At 36.5% G+C, this 17,497-nt stretch carries 13 protein-coding genes; 8 read left to right on the top strand and 5 right to left on the bottom strand.

Annotation, left to right across the window (positions count from 1 at the left end; all coding sequences use genetic code 11):
* Positions 1–193 precede the first annotated feature (193 nt).
* Positions 194–1,822: an acyl-CoA carboxylase subunit beta gene (locus DEU40_RS21870; RefSeq protein ID WP_110011812.1), complete on the bottom strand. Its 1,629-nt coding sequence runs from the start codon at positions 1,820–1,822 to the stop codon at positions 194–196.
* A 529-nt stretch (positions 1,823–2,351) separates the two neighbouring features.
* Here DEU40_RS21870 and DEU40_RS21865 point away from each other — a divergent pair.
* From DEU40_RS21865 to DEU40_RS21855, 3 genes are read left to right on the top strand one after another with little or no spacing between them, the layout of a single operon-like run.
* Positions 2,352–3,230 (top strand): DMT family transporter, encoded by an 879-nt coding sequence (locus tag DEU40_RS21865; protein WP_110011811.1) that lies wholly within the window; start codon positions 2,352–2,354, stop codon positions 3,228–3,230.
* A gap of 13 nt (positions 3,231–3,243) precedes the next feature.
* Positions 3,244–4,326: a PorV/PorQ family protein gene (locus DEU40_RS21860; protein WP_110011810.1), complete on the top strand. Its 1,083-nt coding sequence runs from the start codon at positions 3,244–3,246 to the stop codon at positions 4,324–4,326.
* Between the two features lie 10 nt (positions 4,327–4,336).
* A complete protein-coding gene (locus DEU40_RS21855; protein ID WP_110011809.1) occupies positions 4,337–5,086 on the top strand; it encodes a hypothetical protein in 750 nt (249 codons plus the stop codon).
* A 408-nt stretch (positions 5,087–5,494) separates the two neighbouring features.
* Here the strand turns inward: DEU40_RS21855 and uvrC are convergent, their stop codons facing one another.
* Positions 5,495–7,288, bottom strand: coding sequence for an excinuclease ABC subunit UvrC (gene uvrC, locus DEU40_RS21850; protein ID WP_110011808.1), 1,794 nt, complete (start codon positions 7,286–7,288; stop codon positions 5,495–5,497).
* Positions 7,289–7,375: 87 nt separating this feature from the next.
* Complete coding sequence (locus DEU40_RS21845) at positions 7,376–8,137, bottom strand: hypothetical protein (RefSeq protein WP_110011807.1); 762 nt, start codon at positions 8,135–8,137, stop codon at positions 7,376–7,378.
* A gap of 130 nt (positions 8,138–8,267) precedes the next feature.
* Between DEU40_RS21845 and hutH the strand changes: the two genes are divergently transcribed.
* From hutH to DEU40_RS21830, 3 genes are all read left to right on the top strand, one after another.
* Positions 8,268–9,755, top strand: a complete 1,488-nt coding sequence (hutH, locus tag DEU40_RS21840) for a histidine ammonia-lyase (RefSeq protein WP_110011806.1) — start codon at positions 8,268–8,270, stop codon at positions 9,753–9,755.
* Positions 9,756–9,843: 88 nt separating this feature from the next.
* Positions 9,844–10,290, top strand: a complete 447-nt coding sequence (locus DEU40_RS21835; protein WP_110011805.1) for a GNAT family N-acetyltransferase — start codon at positions 9,844–9,846, stop codon at positions 10,288–10,290.
* Between the two features lie 91 nt (positions 10,291–10,381).
* Positions 10,382–11,863, top strand: a complete 1,482-nt coding sequence (locus tag DEU40_RS21830; RefSeq protein WP_110011804.1) for a S8 family peptidase — start codon at positions 10,382–10,384, stop codon at positions 11,861–11,863.
* Between the two features lie 69 nt (positions 11,864–11,932).
* Here DEU40_RS21830 and ygiD read toward each other — a convergent pair whose 3' ends face one another.
* Complete coding sequence (gene ygiD / locus DEU40_RS21825) at positions 11,933–12,760, bottom strand: 4,5-DOPA dioxygenase extradiol (protein ID WP_110011803.1); 828 nt, start codon at positions 12,758–12,760, stop codon at positions 11,933–11,935.
* Between the two features lie 79 nt (positions 12,761–12,839).
* Entirely contained in the window at positions 12,840–13,352 is a 513-nt protein-coding gene (locus DEU40_RS21820) for a YceI family protein (protein ID WP_110011802.1), read from the bottom strand.
* 427 nt (positions 13,353–13,779) lie between these two features.
* Between DEU40_RS21820 and DEU40_RS21815 the strand changes: the two genes are divergently transcribed.
* Complete coding sequence (locus DEU40_RS21815) at positions 13,780–15,918, top strand: S9 family peptidase (protein ID WP_110011801.1); 2,139 nt, start codon at positions 13,780–13,782, stop codon at positions 15,916–15,918.
* 383 nt (positions 15,919–16,301) lie between these two features.
* Positions 16,302–17,327, top strand: a complete 1,026-nt coding sequence (locus DEU40_RS21810; RefSeq protein WP_110011800.1) for an LLM class flavin-dependent oxidoreductase — start codon at positions 16,302–16,304, stop codon at positions 17,325–17,327.
* The last annotated feature ends 170 nt before the right edge of the window (positions 17,328–17,497 follow it).

Raw genomic sequence — 17,497 nt, 5'->3', positions numbered from 1 at the left:
TTAGTCTGCTATTTGTAGAATAGAAATCATTCTCCTCTTTTTAAGCTCATAAATTGCTTATCGCAAACAAAATCTGGGCTTATCATTATAAATAGGTCTGAGTGGCTGAAATCTGCTTTATTTTAATCCAGGTATAAAAAATCCCTTATCAATGCGATAAGGGATTAATTTATTGAAAAGTATAACAATAATATCAGACCTGTATTACTCCAAGATTGAACTTCTCCGTGATAGGAGAGTGGTTTGCAGCTTCAATCCCCATAGAAATCCATTTTCTGGTATCGGCAGGATTGATGATGGCATCTGTCCATAATCTTGCTGCTGCATAGGTAGATTCAGTTTGTTTCTGATATTTCTTTGAGATGGTATCCAGAATTTCGTTATGCTCTTCTTCAGAGATATTTTTTCCTTGCTTCTTTAAAGTAGATTCCTGAATCTGAGCCAGTACTTTTGCTGCCTGTGCGCCACCCATTACCGCTAAATCTGCCCAAGGCCATGCAACAATTAATCTGGGATCATAAGCTTTTCCACACATTGCATAATTTCCTGCTCCATAAGAATTTCCTGTTATAATAGTAAATTTAGGAACTACGGAATTAGAAACCGCATTTACCATTTTAGCACCATCTTTAATAATACCGCCATGTTCTGATTTTGAACCCACCATGAATCCGGTGACATCCTGTAAGAAAATTAATGGTATTTTTCTCTGATTACAATTGGCAATAAATCGGGTTGCTTTATCTGCAGAATCAGAGTAGATCACTCCTCCGAACTGCATTTCTCCTTTACCGCTTTTAACCAGCTTTCTCTGATTGGCTACAATCCCTACGGACCAGCCGTCAACTCTTGCTGTTGCACAGATAATACTTTTACCATAGTCTGGTTTATATTCTTCGTATTCTGAGTTATCCACAATACATTTGATAATTTCGTAGGTATCGTATTGCTCAGCTCTTGAGACCGGCATAATTCCGAAAATATTCTCAGGATTTTCTTTTGGTGGGAAACTTTCTATTCTGTCAAAGCCCGCTTTTTCAGTAGTTCCGACAGATTTCATGATGTTTTTGATTCTGTTCAGAGCATCTTTATCATCTTTAGCTTTATAATCCGTTACTCCTGAAATAGAGCAGTGAGTGGTTGCTCCACCCAATGTTTCATTATCAATACTTTCTCCGATAGCTGCTTTTACCAGATAACTTCCTGCAAGGAAAATAGAGCCTGTTTTATCCACAATCATAGCTTCATCACTCATGATGGGTAAGTAAGCTCCTCCAGCTACACAACTTCCCATAACGGCAGAGATCTGGATGATTCCCATAGAACTCATTTTAGCATTATTTCTGAAAATTCGTCCAAAATGTTCCTTATCCGGGAAGATCTCATCCTGCATAGGAAGATAAACACCTGCAGAATCTACTAAATAAATGATGGGAAGCTTGTTTTCCATAGCAATTTCCTGTGCTCTCAGATTTTTCTTTCCTGTGATAGGAAACCATGCACCAGCTTTTACAGAGGCATCATTAGCGACAATGATACACTGTCTTCCGGAAACGTAGCCAATAACAACTACAACACCTCCGCTAGGGCATCCTCCATGCTCCTGATACATTTCATATCCTGCAAATGCTCCAATTTCTATGGAATCTGAATCTTTATCGAGGAGATAATCTATTCTTTCTCTTGCTGTCATTTTTCCTTCATCACGAAGCTTTTGAAGCCTTTTCTCACCACCTCCTTTTTTAATCTCAGTGAGTAAGCGATTTATTTCAGATAATTTTAATCTGTTCTGATCCTCTCGTTTATTGAATTCGATGTCCATAAAATTTTCAATTTTTTACGCTTAAAGATACTATTTTTATGAGGAATATAAACTGGAAGTAAAACAGATGTTTAATTATTTGGTTTCTAGTAAATTGTGAAATTTTTAACTAAAAAATATTTTTAAATAATTTATATTTTTTCTAACTTTACACTAGAGTAACAGAGGTGATATTCTCTGCAAAATACTCTAAGTTCCTAGTTTATTTTTTTAATAGTTTATTATTTGAAGGCCCTGAAAGTTTAACAAATTTTCAGGGTTTTTTTTATCTATATACGTTTGTCAGTAATACTACTATATATGATATTTAAGAGACCGTTTCGTCAGATGTTGTTTTGATTTCAATCCTGACTTGATATCATATTGGTTTTTATTTTTACTAAATTATTAGAAAACGTCCTGAATTAAGAGTAAAAACTATTAAAAACTTTATTTATCATCTTTTTATTAATATAAATTTATGTTTTTTTGTAAGATTTATAAAAGCGTATTTGTAAATTTGCACGTTAAAATCAAAAGGGGATAGGTTATGCATAAATTGGCGCTTTTCAGGTTACATTTAATAGTTTTTTTATGGGGATTCACCGCAATTTTAGGAAAACTGATTCAGGCCAATGCTCAGATTCTTGTGTTTTACAGAATGTTGTTTGCCTCAATCTTTTTGTATGTATTTATCAGATTCTTTAAAAAGGAAAGCATTAAGGTGTCCAGGAAAATATTCTTTCAGCTGGCCGCTATAGGCTTTGCAATGGCACTTCACTGGTATTGTTTCTTTTATTCTATTAAAGTTTCCAATGTTTCAATTGCCTTAAGCTGCCTTTCCTTATCGACACTTTTTGCTTCGATTCTGGAACCTATTATTTTCAAAAGGAAAATTGATATATCTGAAGTAGTAATGGGAACTGTTATTGTGGCCTGTATATTATTGATTTTTAAAACAGAATTTCATTTTAAAGAAGGTATTATTTATGGAATTTTGTGTGCTATATTCGGGACTGTTTTTTCAGTTTTTAATGGTAAAATGTTTGGGAAAACAAGTTCGGGAAACATTATTTTTTATGAAATCTTCTGTGGTTGGTTCATTTTAATGATATTTTATCTGCTTTCGGGGCAAATTTTTCAGATGAATGAAATAAACTACAGGGATCTGGCGTTAATATGCTTGTTAGCCAGTGTTTTTACTGCTTTTCCCATGCTGGAATCTGTGAATTTAATGAAATATATATCACCTTTTACTTTAATTTTAACAGTTAATTTAGAACCTGTCTACGGAATTATACTAGCTTTTTTTATCTTTGGAGAATCAGAACATATGAGCCCTATATTTTATGTCGCTTCAGGTGTTATGATACTGGCAATCATTGCAAACGGATTAATAAAAGCCAGAAAAACTAAAAACTTAAACTAAGCATCAAATTTATATGATGAAAAAATATTTTTTACTTGCATTTTCACTGTTGTTTGGGCTTTCTCAATCTCAGATTATCAGAAAATATTCCAATGAATTTTTAAATATCGGAGCCGGAGCAAGAGGACTTGCAATGGGAGGAGCGGTAATTACCAACCAGGATGATGTATATTCTCCTATGTGGAATCCCGCAGGTTTAATGTCTATCGAAAGAGACTGGCAGGGAGCAGCAATGCACGCAGAATACTTTGAATCTATTGCGAAATATGACTATCTGGCTTATGCAAAAGTACTCGAGGAAGGTGTTTTTGGGGTTTCCGTAGTAAGGCTGGGAGTAGATAATATTTTAAATACAACCCAGATGATCGATTCTGAAGGGAATATTGATTATGATAAAATCACAAAGTTCTCTCAATCCGATTATGCTGCTATTCTTTCTTATGCATTCAGACCAGGAGGAAATCCGAAATTAGACGTTGGGATCAATGCTAAGATTGTATATAGAAATGTGGGTAAATTTGCTAATGGTTATGGTTTTGGATTCGATGTTGGAGCGATTTATAAAGCAGATAACGGATGGAAGTTCGGGGGGATGGTAAGAGATATTACAACTACTGTCAACTTCTGGACGGTTAATCAGAAAGAACTTTCTACTGTTGTAAATGGGGAAGAATTTAACCCTGCTCCCAAAGATAAACTGGAACTTACAATGCCTAAACTGAATGTAGGGGCCAGCAAATTATTCGAAATCAATAGCAGCGTATATGTATTGCCGGAAGCAGGTATAAATGTGGATTTTGCGAAGACAGCATCCTTAATTTCTACAGACTTTGCCAGTATCAGTCCTTACGCAGGAGCTGAGCTGGGATACCAGAAAATGATTTTTGTGAGATTGGGGATCAACAGATTCCAGTCTATTACAGATATAGAAGATCTTAAAAGAAAAGTTTCTTTCCAGCCAAGTGCAGGTCTTGGAATAAGATACAGAGGGCTTACACTGGATTATGCCATTACAAATTCAGGGATTGGCGGATCTAATTTTTATTCCAATTTCTTCTCCTTAAAACTGGATATGGGAGCATTTAGAAACGATTAAAATTATAAAAATGAAAAAGTTATTAATGCTGATGTTGGTAATAAGCTCAACAATGGCTTTTACGCAGAAAGTTTCAGATTATAAATATGTAGTGATTCCTGAAAAATTTAAAACCTTTAAAAACAGCAGTTTTGGATTGGAAGCTTATCTGGCTAAAGGGCTGCAGGGAAAGAAGTATGAAATTTTAACTGAGGCAATGGACAAATGGCCATCTGAGGCTAGAAATAATTCCTGTAATGTAATTAATGCTGAAGTGCTGAATGATAAGAGCTTATTTACAAATAAAGTGATTTTGCAGTTCAAAGACTGCAATAAAAAGGTCATTTTAGAATCCAAAGGGCGCTCAGATATAAAGGAATTTGAAGAAGGGTTTCCTGATGCTTTAAAGCAGGCTCTGACACATGTTCCACTTTCCAGCCCGGTAGAAATGAAGCCTGCTAAAATATCAGATGCTGCTGAAAATGTACAGAATACAGTTTCTGAAACCGTTGTATCTGCAGGAACTCCGGAAGCAAATAATTATTCAAACGGGAAACTTAATCTTCAGAAAATACAGATTGATTCTAATCAGTTTATTTTGGCAAAATCCGGAAGTTCCGTACCATTTGCTGTTTTCAAAACGACTTCTAAGAGCGCTGTTTTCCTTGTAAAAATGGCTGATGGAAATACTACGATAGGATATTTTGAAAATGGAAATATTGTGATCGATATTCCACAGGCCGATGGCAAATTTTCCAAAGAAGTTTTTGTGGCAAAATAAATTATACATAACAAAATACATAAAAGGCTCTTAAAAAGAGCCTTTTATAATATATATGTTGATGTGTTTTTCATTCTTTTAGCATTTTAGACAGAGTCCTATAGATATGAAAGCAATTGGAGTGTCAAATCAAATAGCAAATGAAATGTGAATAGATTTATAAAAAGAGAAGAATTTTCATAGCATTATTGTCATTAGTTGATATTACTAATTTATGGAAAAAATATAAATAATACTAATATTTAATAAAATATTTATTTGTTTGTGTTTTTTATTGATAAATTTCCTTTTTGTACTGGGGATTGTTAGTTTTTGTCTCTTATTGAGTAAATGAAAAAAGTATATGAGTTTTTGCATTAAAACTTCATTTTGTTTGTGACAAATTAGCTGCCGTAGTGCATCAATTTATCAGTTAGCATTAAAAAATTCCCAAATCACTTTAGCTTTACTTTTCCCCAGAATTTCTTCAAGAGTTTCAAAATTGGCTTCTTTGATTCGTTTTACAGACTTCAGTTTAGACAAAAGCAATTCGATTGTTTTTTCTCCAACTCCAGGAATTTCTTCAAGCTCAGATTTTATCGTAGAGTTTTTTCTTCTCGTTCTGTGATGTTTTACCCCAAACCGGTGAGCTTCATCACGAACACGCTGAAGAATTTTCAACGTTTCAGATTTTTTGTCCAGATATAAAGGAATAGGATCTTCCGGAAAGAATATTTCTTCCAGCCTCTTGGCGATTCCTACAATGGTAATTTTTCCATAAAGTCCTAATAACCTGAGACTTTTTACAGCAGAAGAAAGCTGTCCTTTTCCTCCATCTATCAGAATCAGCTGGGGAAGACTTTCTCCCTCATCAAGCATTCTTTTATAGCGGCGGTAGATTACTTCTTCCATCGTGGCAAAATCGTTAGGTCCTTCTACCGTTTTAGGATGAAAAATTCTGTAATCTGCTTTGCTCGGTTTTCCATCTTTAAAAACAACACATGCAGACACAGGATTGGTTCCCTGAATATTTGAGTTATCAAAACCTTCAATATGTCTTGGTTCAACAGGCATTCTCAACAATTTCTGCATTTCTGCCATGATTCTGTTGGTATGTCTTTCAGGATCTACAATCTGAACCTGTTTCAGCTTTTCCAGACGGTATTCTTTAGCATTCTTTTCAGAAAGCTCTACAATTCTTTTTTTGTCTCCTACTTTAGGAACAATCAGCTTTACATTTGGGATTTCTACAGAAAGATGAAACGGTAGAAGAACTTCTTTAGAATCGGAAGAAAACTTTTGACGGATCTCAATCAAAGCTTCTTCCATAATATCTTCATCCGTTTCCTCAAGAATCTTTTTAATCTCGGTGGTAAAACTCTGGATGATATTTCCGTTTCTGATTTTAAAGAAATTGACATAAGCAGCGGTCTCATCACTGGTCATTCCGAAAACATCTACATCATCAATATTCGGATTTACAACGGTGTTTTTAGCCTGATAATCCTCAAGAATATCCAGTCTTTCCTTAATGATCTGAGCTTCTTCAAATTTAAGATTGGACGCCAGCTTCATCATCTGATTCACCAAATAATCCTTTGCCTTACGGAAATCCCCTTTAATAATTCCGCGGATGGCATCTATTTTTTCATCATAATCTTCTTTGCTTTCAAGATCTTCACAGGGCCCTTCACAGTTTTTGATATGGTATTCCAGGCAGACTTTATATTTGCCTTCCGCAATTTTGGATGGGGAAAGATTCAGATTACAGGTTCTAAGTTTATAGATGTGTTTGATAGTATCCAGCAATATCTTTGCAGGGCGCACTTTGGCATACGGACCATAATATTCGGATCCGTCTTTAATCATATTTCTGGTCAGAAAAATTCTTGGAAAATCTTCATTTTTGATGCAGATCCATGGATAGGTCTTGTCATCCTTCAACATAACATTATAAAACGGCTGGTACTCTTTAATCAGATTATTTTCCAATAAAAGTGCATCATACTCGCTGTTTACAATCGTCGTTTCCAATCGCTGGATTTTGCTGACCATTATTTTGATCCTGTATCCTGAAAGGTTTTTATTGAAATAGGAGAGTACCCTCTTTTTCAGATTTTTAGCTTTTCCCACATACAAAAGCTGTTCGTTTTTATCATAATAACGATAAACGCCGGGTTCGGATGGTAAGGTTTTGAGCTGTAATTCTAAAGAAGGATTCATATAACAAAATTAAGGAAACTTTCCCTATTTAAAAAAAGAAAAAACCTGCAGATAATTCTGCAGGTTCCGGTATTTTGATAGTGTATCCTATCCGTGGTTCATTTCGGTATACTGATAGATGAGAAAGCTTAAATAATTCCACTCTACAGAATTTTTTGGATATTTTTTCATGAATTCAGGATTGTCACCAAATAAAAAGTCATAGTTATCTTCAAAATCATCTTTATGAAGCCACATTACTTTATTGCCTTTCTTTACATAATAGGATTTAATAACACCTCCGCCAAATGCAGGGGCACCGGCAAACCCGGTACTCACTGTTTCTGAAGCAAACGGATCATGATAAACCGTAATAAGCTCATTAAATTCAGGATTGATCACCTGCATTAAAAAAGCTCTGGGCTCTTTCTTGTTTTTTAAAGAAACAATCTGGTTTTCGTAAGGAATGGCATCGTCGGTAACAGATTTGCCATATTTTTTTGTACTGTAATTTCTCATGTTTGAAATAAACTTTGCCGCTTTCATCGACTTTTCAGTCTCTGTCGCATATAAATACATTTCAGCAATATCGGCTGCCTCAAATTTTATTGGCTTTCTGGTATCAACATCCTCAATGGTGATGGAAAGAATCTGTCCCCTCTGTTTTTCCCAGGATTTACTGTAACCCTGATGTTCTGTATTATCTTTTAAAATAATGGTGGAAACTTTTTTATCTGTTGCAGTATTGAAACCTTCGTTAAACAGATAGCGGTTCATTTCTTTTCTTTCTTCTTTTGAATATTTTACTTTCTGGGCGAAAGCAGCTGTGCTTGCTACACATAAAGCAAGGAGTAGAGTTTTCAGTCTCATGTGTTATTGTTTTTAATTTTCGGGGCTAAAAGTAGTAAATTAATTCGCTTGTTTTGTAAAAATATAGAAGATTGAAATTTAGCTTTTCCAATTATTGTTAAATGCGTAATTTTAAGGAAATTTTTTAGAAATGATATACGGGGTAGATGTTTTTACTTTCCATGATGTTCTGGAAATCTGTAAAAAGCCAAATAAAGCGAAGCTGAACAAAGCTGCAAAAGAACAAATTTTAAAATCTCAGAAAAACGTACAGAAAATTGTAGAGTCAGACAGATGCGTATATGGAATCAATACAGGATTCGGACCATTGTGTGATACTAAAATTTCAGCGGATGAAACCGCTCAGTTACAATATAACCTGATCATTTCTCATGCGGTAGGTGTAGGAAAACCGATTGATAAAGAACTTTCCAAGATCATGATGATTGCTAAAGTACATGCTCTTTCTAAAGGATTTTCGGGAGTTTCCCTGGAGGTTATTGAAAGAATGATTCTCATGCTTGAGAAAGATATCATTCCTGTGGTTCCTGAACAGGGATCTGTAGGAGCTTCCGGAGACCTTGCTCCATTAGCGCATCTCGTATTGCCTTTACTTGGCTTAGGACAGGTTTGGGAAGGAGATCAGGTTTCCGATACCATGGAAGTGTTGAAAAAGCATGACCTTGAACCGCTGGCTTTAGGTCCGAAAGAAGGATTAGGGCTGATCAACGGAACACAGTTTATCCTTGCCCATGCCATTAAAGGACTTGAAAAATTTGAATACTTACTGGACCTGGCGGATATGACGGCAGCCATGAGTATTGAAGCGTACAGAGGTTCTGCAAGCCCTTTCAAAAAAGAACTTCACGATATCAGACCGTTTGAAGGCAGTAAAAAAGTAGCGGCAAGAATGCTTAAGTTCTTAAAGGGATCAGAAAACTTGAAAGCTCACGAAGACTGTGAAAGAGTGCAGGATCCTTATTCCATGAGATGTGTACCACAGGTTCACGGAGCCAGCAGAAATGCTTTTGAACACCTTAGAGGAATGGCGGAAACAGAATTGAACTCTGTTACCGATAACCCGATCGTATTAAGTGCTGAAGAATCTATTTCAGGTGGAAACTTCCACGGACAGCTAATGGCATTACCTTTAGATTATGCTACATTAGCAGCTGCAGAGCTAGGGAATATTTCAGACAGAAGAAGCTACTTATTATTAGAAGGAAAATATGGACTTCCAAGATTATTAACGGAAAGCTCAGGATTGAATTCCGGATTTATGATCCCTCAGTACACTTCAGCAGCCTTGGTTACAGAAAATAAAACATTATGCTTCCCGGCGTCGGCAGATTCTATTCCAACAAGTTTAGGACAGGAAGACCATGTTTCTATGGGAAGTATTTCAGGAAGAAAATTCAATCAGGTTCTGGGAAATCTTGTGAATATTCTGTCTGTTGAGCTGATGTTTGCCGCTCAGGGACTTGAATTCAGGAGACCTGCGAAATGCTCTAAAATAATTGAAGAAAACTTTGCGATTCTTCGTTCTAAAGTTGCCAAGCTTGAAGATGACAGACTGATCGGTAAAGATATGCTGGCCATTGCAGAATTGATTAACGAACGAAAATTTGTTGTCAACTAATACAAAATACTTGAAAGCTTCCGGAAGGGAGCTTTTTGTTTTCACAAATCTTTAAATCCTTCAATTTTTAAATCGTTAAATCAACTAGATGAATATACTCAGAACAGATTCTGCCAATACAGATTTTCAAAATCTGGTAAAATCCCTTGATACTACTTTAGCTGAACATAATGGAGAAAATGATGACTTCTTTGCTCAGTTCAATACAATAGATACTATCAAAAACTGTATCGTAGTCTATATAGATGATATTCCTGCCGCTTGCGGAGCATTCAAACCATTTTCAGAAGATACCGTAGAAATAAAAAGAATGTTTACCCATCCGGAATTCAGAAAAAAAGGATTAGGCTCTGCCATTGTAAAAGAACTTGAAAACTGGGCTGCAGAACTAAATTTTAAAAAAGCAGTCCTGGAAACCTCCCGGGATCTCAAAAATGCAATTTCAGTATACGAAAAAAGCGGGTTTAACAGAATACCTAATTATGGGCAATACATTGGAGTTAAGCAGAGTGTGTGTTATGAAAAAGCACTATAATTTAATATTCCTGTAATGGTAAATTTACTTTTTTAAAGTTTTTAATTTCCGTTAAAGTGTTATATTGTGGCTCCAACCAAAATTATAACATATGAAAAAAACTGTATTCCTACTGGCAATATTCTTTGCCCTAAACTCGTGTTCCAGAGAAGAACTGCAGAACGAAAATGTAAAAACTGAAATGGCTCAGAAAGATCCCCTCACTGCAAAACAGATCAACGAAAGGATCAATCAGGCTATAAAAACGGACGGTACTTTCAATTGGAAGAATGAATCCGATCATTTTGTATGGAGTGCTGTCTTCCGTGGAAATAAAATGGTTTCGATCGGTTTCGGAGCTTCTAAGGACGATTTCGACAGAAGTAAATCTCCAAACAGCAACGACATGGAAAAGGAAATCCTTTCTGTGATCAAAAAATATGAAGGGAAAGACGAAAGAAATTTCCTTCTTCTTTCAGATCAGTATCTTAATCAGATGGATGTTGTCATTGAAAATGAGGAAACCATTACCGTTCTTCGACACATGAAAAACATCCGATATGTAGAACCTGCAGATTATCATTATTTTGAATTTGAAGCTCAATATAATGCAGCTGCAAAATCTTCAGGAAGCGGTTCGTCAGGGTGTGGATTTTCATCATCTGCATTAAGTACTGCAGACTATACCTCAACAACGCCAGGTGCAAAAATACCGTGGGCTTTTACTAAACACAGCATTCCTGAAGCTTGGGGTTATAGTACCGGAGCAGGCGTAACCATCGGGCTTATTGATACAGGTGTTTCTCCTGAACAGACTTTATTGGGAGGAAGTTTTAATAATGGAGCTTCTTCAGGAAGAACAATCAGCAAATACGGAGTGTATAATTCAGATGGATCAGGAGATCAGTGCGGGCATGGAACAAAAATGGCTTCCGTAATGGCAGCTCCGAGAAATAATGCAGGATTACCTGTAGGAGTAGCTTATAATGCCAATCTGATCGCTTACAGAGCTGCAGAAAATGTTGTTTTGGAAACTTCCAGCGAGCAAACTGCTGTAAAAACGGCTTTCACAGAATTGGGTAACAATACCAATGTAAAAATCATTTCTATGTCGATGGGACACATCTTTTCCGTTGGAAAAATTGAAGACGGAGTGAAATATGCTTATTCTAAAGGAAAACTTATTTTCTGCGCCGGAGGTACTTCTACCAGTTTCACTAGTTTTGTCGGAGTAATTTTCCCTGCATCCATGCCGGAAACTCAGGCTATAACAGGAGTAAAAGAAAATACTTCCAATCAGAAGTGTGATGTATGCCACTCCGGAAGCCAGATCGACTTTACCTTCCAGATGGAGAGATCTTCAGGAAATACCGTTCCTGTATTGAGCTATTACAATGGTCAGGCAGATTATGTGGGTGGTTCTTCAGTGGCTACAGCAGCTACAGCGGGAATTGCAGCGTTGGTTTGGGCTAAAAATCCATCATGGACGAGAGATCAGGTTCTTACTAAAATGAGACAGTCTGCAACCTACTATCCAAATGTTAATTCAAGCTATGGCTATGGAAATATCAATGTTTTAAAAGCTGTACAATAAAATAATAACCCTATAAAAAAAGGAAATATCTCAGCTGAGGTATTTCCTTTTTGTTTTTATATAGAAGGTTTATCCGATCCTTACACTTGTCATGCTCAATGATCCGCCGATAAGCTCATCATTGAATAAATTAAGCTGTTCAGACTGATCTTTTAATCCTAAAGTATACAATAAAGGAAGATAATGATCGGGAGTTGGAACAGCATATTGTAAGAAAGTTCCCTGTTTCTGATAATCGATGATATTCTGAAAATTGCCATCCAGAAGCCAGTTGTTGGTTTTTTCACGGGCTTCCACTGCCCAGTCCCAGCCGGCTCCTACTGTATTGATGTTTTTCCAGTCGATAAGACGAAGGTTATGAACAATATTTCCGCTTCCGATAATCAGGATACCCTTTTCACGAAGTTTGTTCAGTCTTTTTGCCAGATCATAATGATATTGAGGAGGTTTGGTATAATCAATACTCAGCTGGATAACAGGAATATCTGCATCAGGATACATATGTTTGATCACAGACCAAGCCCCATGATCAAGTCCCCAGCTATGATCTTCTTCCACATCTACAGGAAGAAGTAACTCTGCAGTTTCTCTTGCCAGTTCGGGATTTCCCGGAGCAGGGTACTGCACATCAAAAAGGGCTTGGGGAAAACCGTAAAAATCATGAATGGTTTTCGGCATATCCATAGCCGTTACAAAAGTTCCGTCCGTATACCAGTGGGCAGAAATACAAAGAATTGCATTGGGCTTTGGAATTTCTGAGGCTGCTTTCCGGAAACCCTGTACAAATTGATTCTCTTCAATGGCATTCATTGGTGAACCATGTCCAAGAAATAAAACAGGCATTCTCTGTGTGCTTTTAAAACCGTCGCTTATGTTTTGAAGATCGTTGAGGTTCATAAATATTGAAGATTATAAAAAAATAAAAGGTTCAAGGCTTTTAGAAAATCCCTGAACCTTTTGTAATATATGTTATTTACTATGCTTGTTTTACAAACTGTAATTCACCAGCTACTTTCACATCATCACTTACCATTACACCTCCTGCTTCAAGAGCTGCATTCCAGTTTAGTCCGAAATCTTTTCTGCTGATTTTTCCTTCAAAAGAGAAACCTGCTTTTGTATTTCCCCATGGGTCTACATTAATTCCTCCGAAATCTACATCAAGTGTTATAGGTTTTGTAATTCCATTGATGGTAAGATTACCTACAACAGTATTGTTTAATGCCTGAGATTCAAATGTGATCGTAGGGTGAACTTCAGCATTGAAGAACTCCGCCGACTTTAAGTGATTGTCTCTGTCTGTATTGTTGGTGAATACAGAATCCGTCTGGATAGTAGCAGTAGTTTTAGCATTTGCAAAAAACTCATCTTCAGAGTCAATTTCAGCAGTGAAAGTTCTGAAGCTTCCTTTTACGTTAGAGATCATCATGTGTTTTACTTTGAAAGTAATTTCACTATGCGTAGGGTCTAAAATCCATTTTGTTGCCATTGTATTTCGTATTTTTTGTTTGTTATTAATAATGCAAATTTAGGACAGCGTACCTATACAAGTCATTGATATAGGATAAGAAATGAGTTTTTTTGTCAATCGTCAATTTTGCTTCGCAAGGAATGGTGAATTTATTCCAACATCCAATTGACAAGCGCAGCGGATTGACAGTTCATGATTGACTCATTTAATAATAAATGGTGAATTTCGCTTCGCAAGTGAATGGTGAATTTATTTCAATATCAAATTGACAGCGTAGCGGATTGACTATTCACAATTCACCTATCCTAATCCCGTTAAAAATTCTACTATTAAGTTAAGGAATAATTCCTTTGAATACATGAATTCCATTTTATGAATGTTTTAATTTAACATTTCTTAACGAATGATTTTTATTTCTTATTTTTGAAGGATTCAATTTTATACAATGAACTTACATAAATTTTCTTTATTGATGCTGGTTTTAGGCAGTTCAGCATTTGCCCAGACCCAGAAGTTTACCATGGCGGAGGCTGTAAATGGGATGAGGACCAACCTTGCTGTGAAAAATATTTCCCAGTTTTCATGGTCTGCAGACGGGAAATCATACATTCAGGCAGTAAAAGGCGGTTATCTGATTACAGATTTGAAAACCAACAAACAGGATACTCTGGTATCTCTTACCCAATTGAATAAACAGTTTACAAATGATAAACTGAAAGCCGTTCCTGCTATTAGATTCACAGGGAATTCTAATGCCTATTTTACTACCGGTGGTAAAATGTCATGGATTGAAAAATCCGGAAACGATTGGAAAATAAAAAGCACAGCTGCGATTGATCAGGATGCTGCCAATGTTAAGATGTTTGGTGATGGCCATACTTTTGCCTTCACAGTAAAGAATAATTTGTTTGTAAACAAGAGCGGAAAAACGATTGCTGTAACTAACGAAGCCAACGAAAATATAATCAGTGGTCAGGCAGTTCATAGAAATGAATTCGGAATTGATACCGGAATTTTTCCTGCCCCAAATTCTGAGAGTGTAGCTTTCTATAAAATGGATCAGAGCATGGTAGCAGATTACCCGATCATCGATTGGTCTGTAACACCTGCTGTAAACCACAATATCAAATACCCGATGGCTGGTCAGACTTCTCATCAGGTGACATTAGGCGTTTTCAATATCAAAACCCAATCTACTACGTTCTTAAAAGTGGAAGGCGAAAAAGATCAATATCTGACGGCTGTTACCTGGAGTCCGGATTCAAAGTACATCTTTGTAGGGGTTTTGAACAGAGGCCAGAATCATATGAAAATGAATCAGTATGATGCTGTAACAGGAGAATTGGTAAAAACATTATTTGAAGAAACAGACAGCAAATATGTAGAGCCGCAACACCCACTTACTTTCTTCCCGAATTCTAATACGGACTTTATCTGGCAGAGCCAGAGAACAGGATATAATCATTTGTTCCATTATAGTCTTGAAAAAGGACTTGTAGCTCAGATTACAAAAGGAGATTGGCTGGTAACTGATATTTTAGGATTCAATGAAAAGAAAAAGGAGATCTACTTCACCTCAACAAAAGAGACTCCTTTGGAAAGACATTTATACAGAATCAACTGGACCAACTTCAAAATGCAAAAGCTTGATAATGCAGAAGGAATGCACATCGGAACTTTGAGCGGCGATGGGAATTATCTGTATGATGCTTACAGCAATGCGAATTCACCGAGAGTTGCCAACATTATCAATACAGCGAATTTAAAAGCTACGAATATCCTTACTTCTGAAAATCCATTAAAAAATTATCAGAGACCGGAAATTAAAAACGTAGTGTTAAAGGCTGATGACGGAACTCCTTTGTACGGAAAGATTATCCTTCCAACCAATTTTGATCCGAACAAAAAATATCCGACTATTGTTTATCTGTACAACGGACCCCACTTACAGCTGATCACGAATAGCTTTCCGGCTTCAGGAAACCTTTGGTATGAATATATGGCTCAGAACGGATACATCATCTTCACAATGGATGGAAGAGGTTCTTCTAACCGTGGAATGAAGTTTGAGCAGGCTGTATTCAGAAATCTGGGAACGACAGAAATGAACGACCAGATGAAAGGAGTAGACTACTTAAAATCTCTTCCTTATGTAGACGGGGATAAAATGGGAATTCACGGATGGAGTTTCGGAGGATTTATGACAACAAGTTTCATGCTTCGTAAGCCGGATGTATTCAAAGTAGGAGTAGCAGGAGGACCTGTAATCGACTGGAGTATGTACGAGATCATGTACGGAGAAAGATATATGGATACTCCGCAGGAAAATCCACAAGGTTACGCGGCTGCAAATCTATTGGATAAAGTTCAGAACCTGAAAGGAAAATTACTGATGATCCACGGCGCTCAGGATGACGTAGTCGTATGGCAGCATTCTATTAAATTCATCAAATCTGCTGTTGATAACGGAGTTCAGCTGGATTACTTTACTTATCCGGGACATCCGCATAATGTAATCGGAAAAGACAGAGTTCACCTGATGCAGAAGATTACAGATTATTTTGATTTATATCTGAAGAAATAATAATAGAATCCAGCCGGAACGGCTGGATTTTTTGTTTTTGCTAATCTTTTGGAAAACGCAAAGGCACAAGATTATTAATGGATTATGTCGTAAGGCACAAAGATTTTATCTGCGATAAAATTTTATAATCCCTAATACTATAAGAACTAATCTTTGTTGAAAATCTTCGATTTTCTTGCGCCTTAAACAGAAAGATAAAGATCTTTTTGCGCCTTTGCGTTTTCCAACAAAAGCACAATTTGCTTTGTTCGCAATGACACTCTCGTGTTATTAGTGATACATTAGTGTTATTTGTGTTTTAAAAAAGTAACTTTTCGATCTTAACAAACATCAATGTTTTTGGTTTTCCATAGTGGTAACTTTGTATCACTAAAATCAACAATATGGAATTAGGAATAGGAATGTTCGGAGATCTGGCTTTAGACCAGTCAACCGGAAAATATAGAGATGCAGGAATTAAGATCCGTGAAATACTGGATCAGGTAAAATTGATGGATGAGGTAGGAATTGATGTTTTTGCTATGGGAGAACATCACCGTCCGGATTATGCTGTTTCCTCTCCGGAGATTGTTTTGGCAGCAGCAGCAAGCATTACAAAAAATATAAAACTGGCCAGTGGAGTGACTGTTTTAAGTTCTTCAGAACCAGTAAAAGTATATGAAGATTTTTCAACACTGGATCTTATTTCAGACGGAAGAGCAGAGATCTTTGTCGGACGTGGAAGTTTCATCGAATCATTTCCGTTGTATGGCTATTCACTGAATGATTATGAACAGCTATTTGATGAAAAACTGGAATTATTACTGAAGATCAATTCTGAAGAAAATGTAAGCTGGTCAGGAAAACTTCGTGCACCGATGCAGAATCAGACGGTATACCCAAGAGCAAAAAATGACGGAAAACTTTCCATCTGGAGAGCCGTTGGGGGAACGCCGCAGTCTGTTTTGAGTGCAGCGCAGCTTGGAATGCCTTTAGTGGTAGCTATTATTGGAGGAATGCCTGTTCAATTCAGAAATCTGATCGAGTTTTATAAGCAGGAATACCAAAAAGCGGGACATGATGTTTCAAAAATGCAGATCGCAATTCACTCCCATACTTTTGTGAGTGATGATCAGAAAGTAGTGGATGGATATTTCCATAATTATAAATCACAGATGGACAGAATTGGAGTTTCAAGAGGTTGGGCTCCTTATACAAAAGCACAATATGAAGGTGGAAGAAGTAAAGATGGTGCATTATTTATCGGAAGTCCGGCGGAAGTAGCAGACAAGATTGCTTATATGAAAGAAATTTTCGGAATTACAAGATTTATCGGCCACATGGATGTAGGAGATCCTACTCATGATGTGATGATGAAATCGATAGAATTGTTTGGAAATGAAGTGAAGCCTGTTATAAAAGGACTGTAACAGGAAAGTTTGTGAGGTGTGAAAGTGAAAGCCACGAAAGATCTGTTTCTTTTGTGGCTTTTGTTGTTTTAAAGGGGTAGTGTCTCACTAACTGTGTAAGTTAAAAAGTTATTCTGGAAAATTTTGAGCCCTCATAGCTCAAAAAATTTTACGGAAATAACTTTTTATTA

The organism is Chryseobacterium sp. AG844 (assembly GCF_003182335.1).
Classification (GTDB): domain Bacteria; phylum Bacteroidota; class Bacteroidia; order Flavobacteriales; family Weeksellaceae; genus Chryseobacterium; species Chryseobacterium cupriresistens.
Note: the sequence above shows the minus strand (reverse complement) of the source record. Positions and strands in the feature narration are given on the sequence as shown.